Source organism: Streptosporangium sp. NPDC001681 (genome assembly GCF_040298085.1).
Taxonomy (GTDB): domain Bacteria; phylum Actinomycetota; class Actinomycetes; order Streptosporangiales; family Streptosporangiaceae; genus Streptosporangium.
In genome coordinates this window covers 58,513-74,205 of record NZ_JBEOZN010000037.1, presented here as the reverse complement: position 1 = coordinate 74,205, position 15,693 = coordinate 58,513, and the positions used below count along the sequence as shown (strand labels likewise).

Annotated in this window: 17 protein-coding genes; 10 read left to right on the top strand and 7 right to left on the bottom strand. The window is 70.2% G+C overall.

All coding sequences use genetic code 11. The annotated features are described in order from the left end of the window. Positions 1 to 155: 155 nt before the first annotated feature. From ureG to ABT130_RS18910, 3 genes are all read left to right on the top strand, one after another. Entirely contained in the window at positions 156 to 791 is a 636-nt protein-coding gene (ureG, locus tag ABT130_RS18920) for an urease accessory protein UreG (RefSeq protein ID WP_350923189.1), read from the top strand. Further along, on the top strand, positions 773 to 1,717 hold the full coding sequence (locus ABT130_RS18915) for an urease accessory protein UreD (RefSeq protein ID WP_350923186.1): 945 nt from the start codon (positions 773 to 775) through the stop codon (positions 1,715 to 1,717). The genes ureG and ABT130_RS18915 overlap by 19 nt, the downstream gene beginning before the upstream one ends. 97 nt (positions 1,718 to 1,814) lie before the next feature. Continuing rightward, positions 1,815 to 2,966, top strand: a complete 1,152-nt coding sequence (locus tag ABT130_RS18910; RefSeq protein ID WP_350956929.1) for an acyltransferase family protein — start codon at positions 1,815 to 1,817, stop codon at positions 2,964 to 2,966. Between the two features lie 243 nt (positions 2,967 to 3,209). Here the strand turns inward: ABT130_RS18910 and ABT130_RS18905 are convergent, their stop codons facing one another. Beyond that, on the bottom strand, positions 3,210 to 3,671 hold the full coding sequence (locus ABT130_RS18905) for a MarR family winged helix-turn-helix transcriptional regulator (RefSeq protein WP_350956927.1): 462 nt from the start codon (positions 3,669 to 3,671) through the stop codon (positions 3,210 to 3,212). 165 nt (positions 3,672 to 3,836) lie between these two features. Here ABT130_RS18905 and ABT130_RS18900 point away from each other — a divergent pair, with 165 nt between their 5' ends. Then, positions 3,837 to 5,039, top strand: a complete 1,203-nt coding sequence (locus ABT130_RS18900; protein ID WP_350956925.1) for an MFS transporter — start codon at positions 3,837 to 3,839, stop codon at positions 5,037 to 5,039. A 178-nt stretch (positions 5,040 to 5,217) separates the two neighbouring features. On the opposite strand, the gene ABT130_RS18895 is transcribed toward ABT130_RS18900, so the two are convergent. Beyond that, on the bottom strand, positions 5,218 to 5,646 hold the full coding sequence (locus ABT130_RS18895) for a VOC family protein (protein WP_350956923.1): 429 nt from the start codon (positions 5,644 to 5,646) through the stop codon (positions 5,218 to 5,220). Positions 5,647 to 5,712: 66 nt separating this feature from the next. Between ABT130_RS18895 and ABT130_RS18890 the strand changes: the two genes are divergently transcribed. The 3 genes from ABT130_RS18890 (at position 5,713) to ABT130_RS18880 (ending at position 8,146) form a co-directional block, all read left to right on the top strand. After that, on the top strand, positions 5,713 to 6,312 hold the full coding sequence (locus tag ABT130_RS18890) for a TetR/AcrR family transcriptional regulator (protein ID WP_350923330.1): 600 nt from the start codon (positions 5,713 to 5,715) through the stop codon (positions 6,310 to 6,312). Between the two features lie 90 nt (positions 6,313 to 6,402). Next, positions 6,403 to 7,425, top strand: coding sequence for a sensor histidine kinase (locus tag ABT130_RS18885; RefSeq protein ID WP_350956921.1), 1,023 nt, complete (start codon positions 6,403 to 6,405; stop codon positions 7,423 to 7,425). 55 nt (positions 7,426 to 7,480) lie between these two features. Further along, entirely contained in the window at positions 7,481 to 8,146 is a 666-nt protein-coding gene (locus tag ABT130_RS18880; RefSeq protein ID WP_350923148.1) for a response regulator transcription factor, read from the top strand. On the opposite strand, the gene secY is transcribed toward ABT130_RS18880, so the two are convergent. The 3 genes from secY to ABT130_RS18865 all read right to left on the bottom strand — a co-directional run bounded on the left by secY (position 8,121) and on the right by ABT130_RS18865 (position 10,540). Further along, positions 8,121 to 9,434 carry a preprotein translocase subunit SecY gene (gene secY, locus ABT130_RS18875; RefSeq protein WP_350956919.1) on the bottom strand — a complete coding sequence of 438 codons (1,314 nt, stop codon included), beginning with the start codon at positions 9,432 to 9,434 and terminating at the stop codon, positions 8,121 to 8,123. The genes ABT130_RS18880 and secY overlap by 26 nt on opposite strands. 198 nt (positions 9,435 to 9,632) lie before the next feature. After that, positions 9,633 to 9,905 (bottom strand): hypothetical protein, encoded by a 273-nt coding sequence (locus ABT130_RS18870; protein ID WP_350923143.1) that lies wholly within the window; start codon positions 9,903 to 9,905, stop codon positions 9,633 to 9,635. Next, entirely contained in the window at positions 9,902 to 10,540 is a 639-nt protein-coding gene (locus ABT130_RS18865; RefSeq protein WP_350956917.1) for an HNH endonuclease family protein, read from the bottom strand. Before ABT130_RS18865 ends, ABT130_RS18870 begins: the two co-directional genes overlap by 4 nt. Before the next feature lie 293 nt (positions 10,541 to 10,833). Between ABT130_RS18865 and ABT130_RS18860 the strand changes: the two genes are divergently transcribed. Further along, complete coding sequence (locus ABT130_RS18860) at positions 10,834 to 11,313, top strand: hypothetical protein (RefSeq protein WP_350956915.1); 480 nt, start codon at positions 10,834 to 10,836, stop codon at positions 11,311 to 11,313. Positions 11,314 to 11,458: 145 nt separating this feature from the next. Here ABT130_RS18860 and ABT130_RS18855 read toward each other — a convergent pair whose 3' ends face one another. Continuing rightward, entirely contained in the window at positions 11,459 to 12,928 is a 1,470-nt protein-coding gene (locus ABT130_RS18855; protein ID WP_350956913.1) for an MFS transporter, read from the bottom strand. Positions 12,929 to 13,010: 82 nt separating this feature from the next. On the opposite strand from ABT130_RS18855, the gene ABT130_RS18850 reads away from it, so the two are divergent. After that, positions 13,011 to 13,691, top strand: a complete 681-nt coding sequence (locus ABT130_RS18850) for a winged helix-turn-helix transcriptional regulator (protein ID WP_350956911.1) — start codon at positions 13,011 to 13,013, stop codon at positions 13,689 to 13,691. Between the two features lie 152 nt (positions 13,692 to 13,843). Here the strand turns inward: ABT130_RS18850 and ABT130_RS18845 are convergent, their stop codons facing one another. Continuing rightward, positions 13,844 to 14,371 carry a signal peptidase II gene (locus ABT130_RS18845; RefSeq protein WP_350956909.1) on the bottom strand — a complete coding sequence of 176 codons (528 nt, stop codon included), beginning with the start codon at positions 14,369 to 14,371 and terminating at the stop codon, positions 13,844 to 13,846. A gap of 411 nt (positions 14,372 to 14,782) precedes the next feature. Here ABT130_RS18845 and ABT130_RS18840 point away from each other — a divergent pair, with 411 nt between their 5' ends. Then, on the top strand, positions 14,783 to 15,310 hold the full coding sequence (locus tag ABT130_RS18840) for a COG4315 family predicted lipoprotein (RefSeq protein ID WP_350956907.1): 528 nt from the start codon (positions 14,783 to 14,785) through the stop codon (positions 15,308 to 15,310). Positions 15,311 to 15,693 lie beyond the last annotated feature (383 nt).

The following is a 15,693-nucleotide window of genomic DNA, read 5'->3' as shown; positions in this document are numbered from 1 at the left end:
GGCGAGGTCCGGCCGGACCTCGCCCGGGTCGCGCGGGCGGCGCTCGCCGCCGAGGACCCCATGGACCTGAACGGCTCGGTACCCGTCGCCGACACGGTCTCGGCCGCGCACGAGCGGGCGGCGGCCCGTCTGTTCATCACCTGAAAGGGCACGAGATGGAACCGCGGAAGGTGTTCAAGGTCGGTATCGGGGGGCCCGTCGGATCCGGCAAGACGGCCCTGATCGAGATGCTGGTCCCCATCCTGATCGCCAGGGGGCACAGCCCCGGCGTGATCACCAACGACATCTACACACACGAGGACGCCGAACACGTCCGCCGCACGATGGCCGGGGTGCTCGACTCCGAGCGGATCGTCGGGGTCGAGACGGGGTCCTGCCCGCACACCGCGGTCCGTGACGATCCGAGCATGAACCTGGCGGCGGCGGCCGAGCTGCTCGACCGGTTCCCCGACATCGACATGCTGCTGTTCGAGAGCGGCGGCGACAACCTGACGCTCACCTTCAGCCCGGTGCTCGCCGACGTCTACATCTTCGTCCTGGACACCGCCGCGGGCGACAAGATGCCGCGCAAGCGCGGCCCGGGCACCACGGACTCCGACCTGCTGGTCATCAACAAGATCGACATCGCCCGGTACGTGCGCACCGACCTGTCGGTGATGGAACGGGACGCGCACACGGTGCGCGGGGCGGGGCCGGTCGTGCTGACCGACTGCCTGGCCGGCACCGGTGTCACCGAGGTCGCCGACTTCATCGAGGCGCGGCTGGAGGCGATGTGCGCCCCGGGGCGGTGATCGACCATCTGGTCCCGGAGCGCTACCAGCCGGAGTGGCTGCCGGGCTCGGTGGCGCGCCATGCCGCCGACCTGGACATGCTGCCGGTCGGCAGTCCCGGCAAGGTCGGGGTCCTGCACCTGGCGTTCGAGCGGGTCGGCGGGCGGACCGAGCTGACCGGTCACTACCAGAAGACGCCGCTGCAGATCGCCCGCCCGCTGTACTACGACCCCGAGCGCCCGGACATGCCCTACCTCATGTTCATGTCGTCCGGCGGCGGCGTTCTCCAGGGCGACCGCTACCGCGTCGACGTCTCCTGCGGCGAGGGCTCGTCCGTCCACCTGACCACCCAGGCCGCCACCCGGATCTACCGGATGGAACAGGACTACGCCACCCAGCTCGTCAACCTCACTGCGGGGCCGGGCGGCTACCTGGAGTACCTGCCGGACACCACGATCCCGTTCGCCGGCTCGCGGTACTACCAGCGGCTCCGTGTCACCGTCGCGGCGGACGCGACGGTGGTGCTGGGCGAGACGCTGATGGCCGGCAGGCTGGCGCGGGGGGAGCGGCACGCGTACACGGCGTACTGCAGCGACGTCGAGGTGCGTGACACCTCGGCACGGCTGCTCTTCGCCGACCCGCTCCGCCTGGTGCCGGGGGAACGGCCGGTGACCGGACCCGCGGTGATGGCCGGATTCGGACTGCTGTCCTCCCTGTACGTCGTCACCGCCGCGCAGCCCGCGCAGGTCGTGGCCGACACGATGCACGCGGTGCTCGCCGGCACCGGGCTGCGGGCCGGTGCCAGCGTCCTGCCCGGGGACCGGGGCGCCTGGGCCCGCATCCTCGGGGACAGGTCTCCCGAGGTCGAGGCGGCTCTCCACCGGACCTGGAACGCCGTCCGCGAGCTGCTCCTGGGAGTGCCCGCGCCGGACCGCCGCAAGCAGTGACGCCCGTTCACGGGGAGGCGGGCCGGTTCACCGGGCTGTTGACACCGCGGACCGGGCGGCACCCGAGAACTAGTTTCTATCGCCTAAAGTCGGGCGAATGGCCCCGACTCCCTCCCGGCTGGCCTGGCTGGACGCCCTGCGGGGACCCGCCGCGCTGGCCGTCGCGCTGCACCACTCCGGGTGGACCTTCATCCCGGACCTCTGGGCCGAGGTGGACCGCAGGATCGACGTCGGCACCTGGGGCGTCTTCGTGTTCTTCCTGGTCAGCGGCTATATCATCCCCGCCTCCCTGGAGCGGCGCGGCGACCCGCGGGTCTTCTGGGTCGGCCGGGCGTTCCGCCTCCTGCCCCTGCTGCTCGCCGCGCTCGGCCTGGCGCTCCTGCTCGCCTACGCCGGTGCGTTCGCCCTCCACCCGGGCGTGAGCGCCCGCCCGGCGCCGCTCGTCGCACTGGGGAACCTGACGATGCTGCAGGAGTTGCTCGGCGTGCCCGCCGTCATCGACGTGATGTGGACGCTCTCCTACGAGATGGCGTTCTACCTGATGGCGGTCGGGCTGTTCACCGTGCGGCAGGCGCACCGGTCGGCGGCGGTCGCGATCGTCCTGGCGGTGTCGGCGGTACCTCTCGGACTCCTGCTGCCTCGTCCGGTCATCGGTGGCCGCGCCGACCTGGTCGCCGCGCTCCTCGGCGTCGTGGTCATCGTGGTCATCGTGGTGTCGGCGGCCGCGCGCGGCGGGGCGCGCACGGCCGCCGCGGTGACGGGCGGCCTGCTCGGGCTGGCGCTGGTAGTCCTGGGCAGCAGGATCGGTGCCTGGCAGGGCCTGATCGTGCCGGCCATGATGTTCGCCGGTACGGCCGTCTACCGTGCCGAGCAGGGGACGATCCGATGGCCCGCCGCCATCGCCGCCGTGCTGACGGTCCTGGCCTGCGGGGCCCTCGCCAAGGACGATCCCGGTTGGGCACCCGCGCTTTTGCTGGCCGCCGCCTTCTTCGGCGGCGCGTTCGCGCTGCGGCACAGGTCGTTCCCCCGGTGGCTCGCCCATCTCGGGGTGATCAGCTTCTCCCTCTACCTGCTCCACCCGCTCCTGCTGCGGGTGAGCCCGAACCTTCCGCTCTTCTTCCTCGCGCTGCTGCCGCTCTGCTACCTGACCCACCGGCTGATCGAGGCCCCGGCCCAGCGCCTCGGCAGGCGGCTGGGCCGGCCTTCACTCACTCCCCTGCCGGACAGGTGTGGGCAACGCCGCGAATGAACTGGCGAGGGGAGAGCGGGACAGCTGAACAACGGTTCGCCGACGTGCTGCTCCAGCCGCGCCGGCCGGCCTGTGACGGTCGGTTTTGACAGGCCACGCCTGGTAGCCGTGGCCGTCGGCGAGCCGTTGAGATGGATCTCCAGGAAGGGGGAGAGAAGATCCAGATCGTGCGCGGCCACTCCGCGACATAAGAATCTTGATGGCTTGTGATCAGGGCTATCGACGCTCACCCATTCCTTGGCGCTAAAGCACCGCTTTCGAGTGGGCCGGCAGGTGGTGCAGCACGTCCACCAGGGGGGCGAGCTCCGGGGTCTGCTCCGCCTCGGCCAGAGCTCTGGCGAGGGCCGCGTCGTGTGCCGGTCGCGCCCTGGTCAGCAGCTCCCATCCCGGACCGGTGAGCTCGGTGTAAATGCCGCGACGGTCGTCCTGGCAGAGGATTCGGGTCAACAGCCCGCGGTCTTCGAGCCGGTTCACCAGCCGCGTGGTCGCGCTGCTGGACAGGACCGCCGCCCGGGCGAGCTGCTGCATGCGCATGTGCCAGCCATCCTGTCGCGACAACGCGTCCAGCACCGTGTACTCGACGACCGACAGGTCGTAGTCGGCCTGAAGTTCCCGCTCCAGCGTGGCCTCGATGAGGCCGTGGAGCGCCGCCAGCGTCCGCCAGCCCTGTGCGCGGATCTCGACCGCGTCGTCCCTGATTCCCATGACCGATCCTCCTGAGGGGCCAGGGCCCTCCACCTGGGACGGCCATTCGACTTCTGATCGCAGCTTACCAAGCTCATGTTGATTAAAGGCGTATGCAAGTATATTGTTTCCCACGCCGCTAGTTGCAGACGCGGCTTATCTAGGAGAAGCCTGGAAGGAATCAGCATGCCTATCGGCTTGCTCGCCCTCGCCATCGGGGGTTTCGGCATCGGACTCACCGAGTTCGTCATCGCCGGCCTGCTGCCCGAGGTCGCCCAGGATTTCGGCGTCACCGAGGCTGCTGCGGGCTGGCTCATCTCCGGCTACGCGCTCAGCGTCGCGGTCGGCGCCATCGGCCTCACGGCCGCCACGACGAGGTTCAACCGCAAGCACGTACTGCTCGGACTGATGGTGCTCTTCATCATCGGCAACCTGATGTCCGCGATCGCGCCCAACTACTCGGTGATGATGCTCGGACGTGTCGTCGCGGCGCTGTGCCATGGCGCGTTCTTCGGCATCGGGGCCGTGGTCGCCGCAGACATGGTGGCGCCGGCCAAGCGGGCCGGCGCGATCGCCATGATGTTCGCCGGCCTCACCAGCGCGAACGTCCTCGGCGTGCCGCTCGGCACTCTGCTCGGCCAGCAGCTGGGCTGGCGCTCCACGTTCTGGGCCATCACCGTCATCGGGGTCATCGCTCTGATCGGTGTGGCGACCCTGGTCTCCGGCCACAGCGCGGCAGACGCCGAGACGCGGGACAACGGGCTGCGCGGCGAGCTGGTCGCCTTCGCACACCCGCAGGTCTGGTTGTCGCTGTTCGTCACGGTCCTTGGCTTCGGCGGCATGTTCGGCGCCTTCACCTACATCGCCTACACCCTGACCGAGGTCAGCGGGTTCGCCTCCGCGTCCGTGCCGTGGCTGCTCGTCCTCTTCGGCGCCGGGCTGTTCATCGGGAACTTCATCGGCGGAAAGGCGGCCGACAGGTCTGTGCCAAAGACGCTGATCATCGTCCTTGTCGTGCTCACCGCCGTCCTGGGGGTGTTCGCCCTCACCGCGCACAGCCAGGTGATGACGACGATTTCGCTGGTCATGATGGGCGCCTTCGGGTTCGCCACCGTGCCAGGACTGCAGATGCGGATCATGCACTACGCCGATCGGGCGCCCACCCTGGCCTCGGGAGCCAACATCGCCGCCTTCAACGTCGGCAACGCCCTCGGCGCCTGGGTCGGTGGCCTGACCATCACCGCCGGCCTCGGATACACCGCTCCCATCTGGGCCGGCGCAGCCCTCACCGTCGCCGGACTGGCCGTGTTGCTGGTCGCCACGAAGCTCGCCTCCCAGCACGCCAGGCGGACCCCCGCCCCCCGGCCGGCTGAGGCCCTCACCGGCTGACAACTCGGGAACTCCCCTGAGGGGATCACCCAGAAGCCATTCCTCCTCGCGCTGCTGCCGCTCTGCTACCTGACCCACCGGCTGGTCGAGGCCCCGGCCCAGCGCCTCGGCAGGCGGCTGGGCCGGGGCTGAACCGCTTGCTCCTCGGAGAGACCGGAACAGCCGGAGCCGCGCCGGGTCACGGAGCGGCGTACTGTCCGGCGTAGGCGGCGGACGGCTCGGTCGGGGTGATCACGTCGATGAGCACGCCGTCGGGCGCGGCCACGATGAAGTGCCGCTGCCCGAACTCCTCGGTACGCAGCGTCAGCTCGACCGGGAGCCCCGCCCGTCGTACCAGCCTGTCGTGCTCGGCGTCGACGTCGGCCACCTCGAAGTTGAGGATCAGTCCTCGCACCGCCGAGCGGTACTTCTCCGGCACGGTCGGATGGTCGTGGTCGACGAGCGCCAGCTCGTAGTACGGCGGCTCCGGCTGTCGCAGGCTCACGTACCAGTCCGCCTCGAACACCGTCTCGAAGCCGAAGAACCGCTGGTAGAAGTCACGGGACTCGGTGATCCGATCGGTGCAGACGACCGGGTAGAAGCTGGTGAGGGACTTGGTGAGGGGCACGGCCCCCTCCTTTCGACATATTCACATACCGTCGGTATGTGAGGTTAACATACCATCGGTATGCCAATGATGGAGGCCGCGATGGATCGGGTACGGCAACGACTGGAGACCAGGCGCACGCTGGTGACGGAGGCCAGGACGCTGTTCGCGCGGCACGGGTACGCCGCGGTGAGCCTGGCGCAGATCGTCGGGGCGGCGGCCGTGACCAAGGGCGCGCTCTACCACCACTTCGACAGCAAGGCCGCCCTCTTCCACGCGGTCGTCGAGCAGGTGCAGCGGGAGGTGGGCGAGCGGGTCTCGGCGGCGGCGGACGCGCACGACGACCCGTGGGAGCAGCTGGTCGCGGGATGCCGGGCCTTCCTCGCGGTGAGCCGCGACCCCGACATACAGCGGATCATGCTCGTCGACGGCCCCGCGGTGCTCGGCTGGAACGAGTGGCGGGCCATGGACGAGGCGTCCTCGGCGCGGCACCTCACCGAGGCGCTCGTCACGCTGATCGAGGCGGGGGTCATCGCCCGCCGGCCCGTGGAGCCGCTGGCCCGGCTGCTGTCCGGTGCGATGAACGAGGCGGCCCTGTGGCTGGCCCGCTCGACGGATCCCGGCGACCTCCCGGCCGTCACCGAGGAGCTGTCGCGCCTGCTGGAATCCCTGCGAGACCGCCGGTAGGCGGTCAGGGCACGCTCACCTCCGGGTCCGGACGGGACCGCCCGGCACTGGCTAGGATCGGTTCACCCGAGTCTGTTCTGATGGAGGACGGTGACCGAGCCCACGCATCCGGACGGCCGTCCGCACGCCTCCCTCGCGGCGGCCGCGGTGGCGCTTTCCCGCCTGGGCCGGGTCCGTGACCTGCCGGTCATCCTCATGCTGGCCTGGGTGGGCTGGCTGGCCATCCCGTGGCCGTCCAGCGGTCTCGTCCAGGCCCGCAGCGCGGCCAGTCAGCCCCTGGACGCGGGTGTCGCGGCCAGGTCCCCCGGCGCGGGTGTCCCGGCGGGCCAGGTCCTCGACGCGGAGACTTCGCGCGACCGGATCACGGGCACGGATGTCCCGGCGAGCTGGGGTCTGACCGCGGCGCCGGCCCGTCCGGCGCTGCTGGTGAAAACGGTCACCGAGCCGGTCGGCGAGACGGCGCGGGCGTCGACGAGCACACGGGAGCTGATCGCCGCGGAGCGGGCGCGCATCGCGGGCGAGGTGCACGACGCCGCCGGGCACGGCCTCGCGACCATCGCCATGCAGGCCGGGGTCGCCCTGCTCATGCTCGACGAGCGGCCCGACCAGGTTCGCGAGTCGCTGGAGGCGATCCGCTCGACCAGCGTGCGGGCGCTCAACCAGCTCCGCTCCGCGCTCGACCTCATCGACCCGGTGGCCGCCGACCACGACCTGCTCCGGCTGATCGACGGAGTGCGCGCGGCGGGGCTGCCCGTCGACGTCGAACCGGCCGAGCCGAGCGTTCCCTCGCACCTCGAAGGCACGGTCTATCGCGTCGTGCGCGAGTCGTTGACCAACGTCCTGCGCCACGCCGGCCCGACCAGAGCCCTGGTCCGGGTCTCCGGCGACCCGGGCCGGTTCGTTCTGGAGGTCGCGGACAGGGGGAGCGGCCGTGCCGGAACGGACGAGGGCCGAGGGCTGGCCGGGATGCGGGTCCGGGTGACGGAGGCCGGTGGCGCCTTCAGCGCGGGCCCTCGCGAGGGCGGCGGGTTCCAGGTCGTGGCCTGCTTTCCCCGCGCACCGCACGAGGCTCCCCCCGGGCACGACGTGAAGCCTTCCCCGGACATCGCGTGAAGCCGGAGAGCTCCACGACCGACGCCCCGCGGTGGCTGATGTCGCAGGACACCGCGTGACTTCTCCGGCGGGCACGATCCGCGTGGCGCTCGCCGATGATCAGGCCGTCGTGCGCATGGGGCTCAGGGCGCTCATCGACAGGGAGCCCGACCTGGAGTTCGCCGGTGAGGCCGCGGACGGCGCCGCGGCTCTCCGGCTGCTCGGGGACACCCGTCCCGACGTCCTCCTCCTCGACATCCGGATGCCCGGCATGGACGGCATCGACACGCTGCGTGCCATCGCCGCCGATCCCGCGCTCAACACCACCCGGGTGGTCGTCGTCACCACCTTCGAGGTCGACCGGTACATCTTTGCCGCCCTCCAGGCCGGGGCCAGCGGATTCGTTCTCAAGGACAGCGCTCCCGAGGAGCTCACCCACGCGATCAGGGTCGTCGCCTCGGGCGAGGCCCTGCTCTCCCCGTCCGTCACCAGGAAGGTGATCGGGCTGTTCGGCCGGCACGACATCACCCCGGTCGAGGGCCTCGACACCCTCACTCCCCGGGAGCGGGAGATGGTCGCCTGGGTCGCCACCGGCCGATCGAACGACGAGATCGCCGCGGAGCTGGTCATCAGCCCCGAGACGGTTCGCACCCACGTCAGCCGCGCCATGGTCAAGTTGCACGCCCGCGACCGTGCCCAGCTGGTCGTCTTCGCGGTCAGATCCGGGTTGACGATCCCCTGAGAAAGCCCCGGTAGTCGCGCTGCTCCAGCTGCGCCTCGATCTGCTTCACCGTGTCCAGGCCCACCCCGACCATGATGAGGACCGTGGTTCCGCCGAACGGGAAGTTCTGCTGGGTCGCCGGATCGCGCAGCAGCATGAACGCGATGATCGGGATCAGCGACAGCGTGCCGAGATAGGCCGCTCCCGGGGCCGTCAGCCGCGAGAGCACGAACCGCAGGTACTCCGCGGTGGGGCGTCCGGGCCGGATGCCGGGCACGAACCCGCCGAACCGCTTCATGTTGTCGGCCACCTCCGCGGGATCGAAGGTGATCGACACGTAGAAGTAGGTGAAGGCCACGATCAGCACCAGGTACGTCGTCACATAGACCGGGTGGTCGCCCGAGACGAGATAGCGCGCGATCCACGCCGCGACCGGTCCCGTGCCGCCCATCAGCTGCATCGCCAGCTGCGGCAGGAGGAGCAGGGACGAGGTGAAGATGACGGGGACGATCCCGGCCTGGTTGACCTTCAGCGGAAGGTAGGTCGAGGTTCCGCCGTACATCCTGCGCCCGACCAGCCGCTTGGCGTACTGCACCGGGATCCGTCGCTGCGCCTGCTCCATGAAGACCACCGCCGCCACCAGGAAGACGCCCGCGACCAGCATCGTCGCCAGGGCGAACGGGCTGAGCAGGAAGATGTTCGACATGTAGGAGGGGAACACGGCGATGACCTGCGTGAAGATCAGGATGGACATGCCGTTCCCGATCCCCCGGTCGGTGATCAGCTCGCCCAGCCACATGATCACGCACGTCCCGGCCACCAGGGTGACCACGATCACCGCGATCGTCATCGGGCTCCGGTCGTGCAGTATCTGCCGGTCACAGCCGGGAAAGATCCGGCCCGCGCGAGCCAGCGACACGACGGTGGTGGCGTTGAGCACGGCCAGCGCCACCGTCAGATACCTCGTGTACTGGGTGATCCTCGCCTGCCCCTGACGCCCCTCCTTCCTGAGCGCCTCCAGACGCGGGACCATCACGGTGAGCAACTGGATCACGATGCCGGCGGTGACGTACGGCATGATCCCGAGGGCGAACACCGACAGTTTCAGCATCGCCCCGCCGCTGAACAGCTGCAACATGTCGATGAGCCCGCCGCGGGTCGTGTTCAGGCACTCCCGCACCGCGACCACGTTCACGCCGGGCGCGGGCAGGATCTGCCCGAACCGGAACAGCGTGATCATCGCCAGAGTGAAGAGCATCTTCTTCCGGAGGTCGGGCACGCGGAAGGCACGAATGAGCATGGTCGGCATGCGCAGAGTCTGGGCGCGCGGCCGCGCCGGGACATCCGCTCACCCGAGGCTTCACCGTACGCAGATCCGCGTACCCCCTCATCGGCGCCTGGACGATCCCGGGCCGGCCACGACCAGGAGTACCGCCCGCGCCGGCCTCGTACGCGCGAGAAATGCCCCGCTCCCCGCCGGCCGGAGAGCGGGGCATCGACGGTGGTGTCAGCCGGTCGCCTGGGCGACGCCCTCGGGCGCGCCGTGCCGGATCATCGCCACCACCGCCTCGTGGATCCCCTCGCCACTGCCCGCCGAGACGGGGAGCGGGCTGCCCGTGGCGACGTACCACTCCTCCGCGCCGGTGTACTGCACGCGGACGGCGGCCTGGCCGTCGGCGATCTCGGTGACCACGGTGAGGTCTCCGGTGACGGTTCCCACCTCGTCGGTCATCACCCCACCGGGACCGGCGGTCACCTCGGACCGGTACCGCTCGCTCATTCCGCGTCGCAGGTGTCGAGCATGCTCTTCAGTGCCGCCCGCTCGGCGTCGGTCACGGTGAGGTCGTAGTCGAACTTCACGTCGGTCCAGGCGCGCGCGTAGGTGCACCAGTAACTCACCAGCGGCGGGCGCCACTGGTCGGGGCTCTGGTCGCCCTTGCTCCTGTTCGACGCGGCGGAAACGCCGATGAGCTGGGAGTTCTTCAGGTCGTTCGCGAACTCGCCTCGCTTCTGCGTGGTCCAGCCGTCGGCGCCGGAGCGCCACGCGTTGGCCAGGGGGACCATGTGGTCGATGTCGACCTGGCTCGCGGAGGCGATCATCCTCCCGTCGTAGGCCGACCGCCAGGTGCCGGAGATGGCCCGGCACCGGCCGTCCTGGAAGACGAGCGAGCCTTCCCTGGCGAGGACCTTCTCTCGCGTGTTGCAGGCGCCGCCCTGAGCGGACCAGTGCGGGAACTTGGCGCGGGAGTAGCCGGTCATCGGGCGCGGCTCCGCCGTCTTCAACTGGTCGAGTTCGGTTCGGGCGACGGTGACGGACGGGGGCTCGGGAAGAGCGGCCGGTGCCGTCGCGGCGATGGCGGGCAGGGACAGGACGAGGGCGGACGCCGTGGCGCCCGTCAGCATGAGGATCTTCACGCGCCAGCACCGTAATGATCGATACCGTCGCCGGGCCGCTCCAGCGCGCCCTCATGGAGATCCCTGCCGGAGCGATGACGTGATCATGACTCGGGTGGCGCCGACATCGAGGGCCGTTCGATCCCGGACCGCCGCGGTGCGGGTCCCTCGGCCGTCATGGCAGGGCGGGAATGCGTAATAGTGCACCCTCGGGGATGAGTGTGGATTCGTACGCAGAAGGGTTCTTCGTGGCTTTCTAACGTCTGTGGTGTCCGAACGACAAGTCTCCACACCGCACTCACGGGAGCATGAACATGAGCACGAAGCGCGCACTTCTCGCCGGAGCGGCCCTGGCCGGTTCGCTGCTGGCCGGTGTGGCCGTGGCCCCGGCGGCGACGGCCTCGACCGCCGGCACGACGACCACCGCGACCGCCCCGCAGCAGGCACAGACCTTCAGCAAGCACTTCTTCGGCCCCTACTACTCCGGCTTCGGCCGAGGCGAGGACTTCGGGCACCGGTCCTACTTCAAGGGCTACTGGACCAAGGAGGGCGGCCGCTACTGGTTCTACGGCGACCTGTTCGACCGTGACCGCGACCGCTCCTACAGCTACGTGTGGTTCAAGTGGCACGACCGGTTCGGTTCGCACACCAAGGTCTTCAAGACCCTCGGTCACGGTGACATCGACCGGTTCGGCGGGTTCAAGGGGAGCAGCGGCTTCGACGACTTCAAGGTCCGGGTGTGCGAGGGCACCGACAAGTTCGACGACTGCGGTCGTTGGGGCGACGCCTTCTGACCTGATGGGCGTCTCCACACGGGGGCCCGGCCGACGATCGATCGGGCCTCATCGGGCGCCGGCCCGCCGCAGTGGTCGAAGTCGGCCGCGAAGCGGCCCCCGCCCAGCGCGTCGCCGATCCTGTCGACATCCCGGAACGCCCGCCCTACCCGGCCTCGGCGGCGACCGGGGTCCGGTGGCGGGTGCCGCCGGACCCGGTGCGCCCGCGAAGGCCGGACACCATGATGGCCGCTCCCGCGACGACCATCACGACCGGGACGAACAGGGCCGCGCGGAAGCCGTCGAGCCCCGCCAGGAGCGATCCGCCGGCCCCGGTGGCGGCGACGTTGACGGCGGTCGCCGCCGACAGGCCGAGCGCCGAGCCGAACTGGAACGAGGTGTACAGCAGGCCGCCGGCGACCCCCTGCTCCTCCTCGGGCACGCCGTCGGTCGCGGCGATGGTGAGCGGCCCGTACGTCAGGGCGAAGGCGAGACCGAGCAGGAGCATGGTCGGGAACATCGCCGCGTACGTCCAGTCGAGACCGACCGGCAGGAACAGGGCGTAGGCCACGGCGGCGAGGCACAGCCCGCCGAGGATCACCCGGACGTTGCCGAAGCGGTTCACCAGCCGGGGGGTGAGGGTGGGGGCCAGTACGGCGTCGATGCCGACGACCAGCAGGGCCAGGGCGGCCTGCAACGACGACCAGCCGCGCAGTTCCTGCAGGTAGAGGACGACGAGGAACTGGAATCCGAAGAACGAGCCGCCGAACAGCAGTGCGCCGAGGTTGGCGCGGACGAGCGGACCCGAGCGCAGGATGCCCAGGCGTATCAGCGGTGCGGCCGATCGCCGCTCGATCGCGGTGAAGGCGGCGAGCAGCACGATCCCGGTGGCGAGCGCGGCGACCGTCCAGCCCCATCCCGAGCCGGGGCCCTCCAGCCGGACGACCGCGAACACCAGCGCGAACATCGCGCCGGTCACGGTGACCGCACCGGCCAGATCGAAGCCTCCGGTGGAGCGGGGCGGGCGGCTGTCGCCGGGGATGAGGGCAAGGGCGGCGAGGAGGATCGCGGAGGCCAGGATCACCGGCGCGAAGAACACCCATCGCCAGCTGACCGTGGCCAGCAGGCCGCCGACGACGAGGCCGAGGGAGAATCCGGCCGCGGCCGTACCCGCGTAGACCAGCAGGGCACGGTTGCGCTGCGGCCCCTCGGCGAAGTTCGTCGTGATGATGGAGAGGCCGGCGGGCGCCATGAACGCGGAGGCCACTCCTGTCACGAAACGGGCGACGATGAGGACCCAGCCTTCGGTCGCGAACCCGCCCAGGCCGGAGAAGACGACGAAGACGCCGAGCCACGCCAGGAACATCCGCCGCCGGCCGAGCAGGTCGGCGGCTCGCCCGCCCAGCAACATGAAGCCGCCGTAGCCGAGTATGTAGGAGCTCATCACCCAGCTCAGCGATCCGGTGGTCAGGCCCAGATCGGCGCGGATCGACGGCAGGGCCACGTTCAGCATCGCCACGTCGATCCCCTCCAGGAAGATCGCGCCGCACAGCACGAGCAGCATGCCCCGGGCGCGCCCGCCGATGTGATCCGTACGGTCGGCGCCGCCGGGCGGTGGGGACAGTGGTGTGGACACGAGACGGCTCCTTGTGGGAAGGGAGGGACCGCGATCGGTTCCCTCTTGTAAGTAGTCGCATCATGGGGCACCATCAACGACCATGGAAGAAGGCACTTCGAAGTCACCGAGTCACTGCGCGGACACCGGTTCCCACGTCGACGCCCGGCAGTGGGACACCAGGGAGGACTGCGAGGTCCGCCAGATCCTCGACCGCGTCGCGGACAAGTGGTCGCTGCTCGTCATCGCGCTCCTCGACCGGCGCACCCTCCGGTTCACCGAGCTGAGCCGGGAGATCGACGGCGTCAGCCAGCGGATGCTCACCGTCACCCTGCGCCATCTGGAGCGGGACGGCCTGGTGCGCCGCACTGTGCACCCCGTCGTGCCGCCCCGGGTCGACTACGGGCTCACGTCGCTCGGCGTGACCCTGCACGACACCATCCAGTCGCTCGTCACCTGGACGGAGCGGCACCAGAACGAGATCGCCGCCGCACGCGCGGACTACGACGCCCGCGCGGAGGCCGCGCCGGCCGTGGCGGGACGCGATGGCGCGCGGGGGGCGATGCGACGCGACAGCGCGACGAAACGCGGCAACGTGACGGTCGATCGTAACGAAACATGGGTGGCGGCAGCACCGCGTAACGAAAGTCGTGCCGGGGTGGGCCCGTCGGGATGCGAGGTGTGCGGCGCTCCGATCCACGTCGCGCGCACGGGCAGGCCCGCCAGGTTCTGCGGCGCGGCATGCCGCCAGAAGGCACACCGCCGCCGCTCCGGCGTCCACTAGAGGACGGGCGGGCCGCACCACCGAGCCCGCCCACGTGGTCCGTGTGCACATCGGTGCCCTGGACGACGCGGTGGCCGGAGGCGGGCATCGCGGGCGTGCTGCCCGGATCTCGTGGCAGCGGCGGAGGGCCCGGGGGTGGTGCGGCTCGCGACTCAGGCCGGCCCCTGGTCGGCCACCTCCCCGAGGGGGACGTTGCGCAGGCTGAGCAGCATGAGCAGGGCGCAGCTTCCGACGAGGGCGATGTCGGCGACGTTGCCGACGAACAGGCCGCCGTAGTCGATGAAGTCGACGACATGCCCCCGGCCGAATCCGGGGGAACGCAGGAGGCGATCAAGCAGGTGGGACGCGGCGCCGCCCAGGAGCCCGCCCAGCGCGGCGGTCCAGGCGGGCGAGCGCAGCCGCCGCCCCGTGTACAGGATGCCGATGACCGCGATGGCCGCCGCCAGCGCGAACACCCACGTCGCGCCCGTCCCGATCGAGAACGCGGCACCGGGGTTGTACAGCAGCCGCAGCTGGATCAGCTGTGGGATCACCGGGATACGCTCGCCGTCCGAGAGCGCCGAGATCGCCCAGATCTTCGAAGTCTGGTCCGCGATAAGGACCACTGCGGCCAGTGCGAGCATCCACCCGTACAGCCGCAGCTCTCCCCTCGCCGTCTGCGAACCCCGTCCGACCGCCACCTTTACCCCACAATCTGCAGTTCTCTCACATCGAATCCAGAGAGCGGCCCTGCCCCTGAGCGTCGTGGGCGGGAAGGGTCGTGCTTGAGGAGCGACGTCGGTGTCGCGTGCCGGGCGGAGCAGCGTCTCGTCGGTGAGGTTACCGGTCGATGTGCTCTTGGGCACAGGCGTTGAAGGGGACGCAAGAGGTGGCCCGGACCGTGGTGCCGCCTGGAACCTGCTCCGGCACCCGTTCGACGGCGGCTCCCGGCGGTGCTGGGGACCGGGACCTGTCCGGCCGGTTCGCCTCCACTGAGCGAGATGTCGGCGGTGAGCAAAGGCATGGCCAAGCGGTACGTGTCGTGGCCCTGTGCCGGGGGCGCGGAGTGTCTGCTGTGCAGCAGCAGTACACCGCTACCTGGAGGGTCGGAGATGAGGAAGTTGCTTCATGCCGGCGTGCTCGCGCTCGGGGTGTTCGCGGCCGGGTGCGGCGCCGGGGACGGGAGCGCGACCGAGCCGATGGTCGCGAACCAGGTCAACGCGTCGCCCACATCGCCGGGGACACCTACCTCGTCTCCGCCCTCGGCCCCGTCGGGGACCAGGGCCGAGGTCCGGCTGGGAGATACGAAGATCGGAAAGGTACTGGTCGGCGAGGGGGGCCGCACGCTCTACCTCTTCGAGAAGGACAAGGGCGGGAAGTCGTCGTGTTCCGGCCCCTGCGCGCAGGCGTGGCCGCCGTACCTCACGAATGGAAAGCCCAGGGCGGGCAAGGGCGTCAAGGAGCAGCTGCTCGGCACCACCAAGCGGGATGACGGCACGACCCAGGTGACCTACAACCACTACCCGCTCTACTACTTCATCAAGGACACCAAGGCCGGCGAGACGACCGGGCAGGACCTCAACAGTTTCGGCGCCGACTGGTATGCGGTCGGCGCGGACGGGAAGAAGGTGCACAGCTGAGCGCGTCTCGCCCGGATCGGCGACGGGCTGCTCACACGTCATGACGGGAGGAAGTGGGTCCGCCGTCGCACCAGCGGAGTACCCACCCCCGGCCGGGAGGGTTGTTTGTCCAGTGCATGAGATATGTGCTGGACAAACCGGAAACCGCTAAACAGATGAGTAAAGCCCGTCGATGAGACGGCTCGCTGACCGAAGGGACGCCATGTGACATCCTCCCCGGTGTCGAGGCCGGAGATGTAGCCCTGCTCGCATCCGCGTACCTCCCCGACCGCGCCCGCCACGAGCGCCGCGAAAGCGGCTGGATGACGTGAGGCGCGCCCGAGCACCGGGACCCGTCTCCGCCCACATCGGTCCGCAGGCCGAAGTCGGTTCTGGCGGTGCCC

Coding starts and splice junctions, on each gene's coding strand:
- ABT130_RS18870 (WP_350923143.1), bottom strand. CDS start 9,905: ATGAGCGAGCGGTACCGGTCCGAGGTGACCGCCGGTCCCGGTGGGGTG.
- ABT130_RS18900 (WP_350956925.1), top strand. CDS start 3,837: ATGCCTATCGGCTTGCTCGCCCTCGCCATCGGGGGTTTCGGCATCGGA.
- ABT130_RS18910 (WP_350956929.1), top strand. CDS start 1,815: ATGGCCCCGACTCCCTCCCGGCTGGCCTGGCTGGACGCCCTGCGGGGA.
- ABT130_RS18890 (WP_350923330.1), top strand. CDS start 5,713: ATGATGGAGGCCGCGATGGATCGGGTACGGCAACGACTGGAGACCAGG.
- ABT130_RS18860 (WP_350956915.1), top strand. CDS start 10,834: ATGAGCACGAAGCGCGCACTTCTCGCCGGAGCGGCCCTGGCCGGTTCG.
- ABT130_RS18905 (WP_350956927.1), bottom strand. CDS start 3,671: ATGGGAATCAGGGACGACGCGGTCGAGATCCGCGCACAGGGCTGGCGG.
- ABT130_RS18850 (WP_350956911.1), top strand. CDS start 13,011: ATGGAAGAAGGCACTTCGAAGTCACCGAGTCACTGCGCGGACACCGGT.
- ureG (WP_350923189.1), top strand. CDS start 156: ATGGAACCGCGGAAGGTGTTCAAGGTCGGTATCGGGGGGCCCGTCGGA.
- secY (WP_350956919.1), bottom strand. CDS start 9,434: ATGCCGACCATGCTCATTCGTGCCTTCCGCGTGCCCGACCTCCGGAAG.
- ABT130_RS18840 (WP_350956907.1), top strand. CDS start 14,783: ATGAGGAAGTTGCTTCATGCCGGCGTGCTCGCGCTCGGGGTGTTCGCG.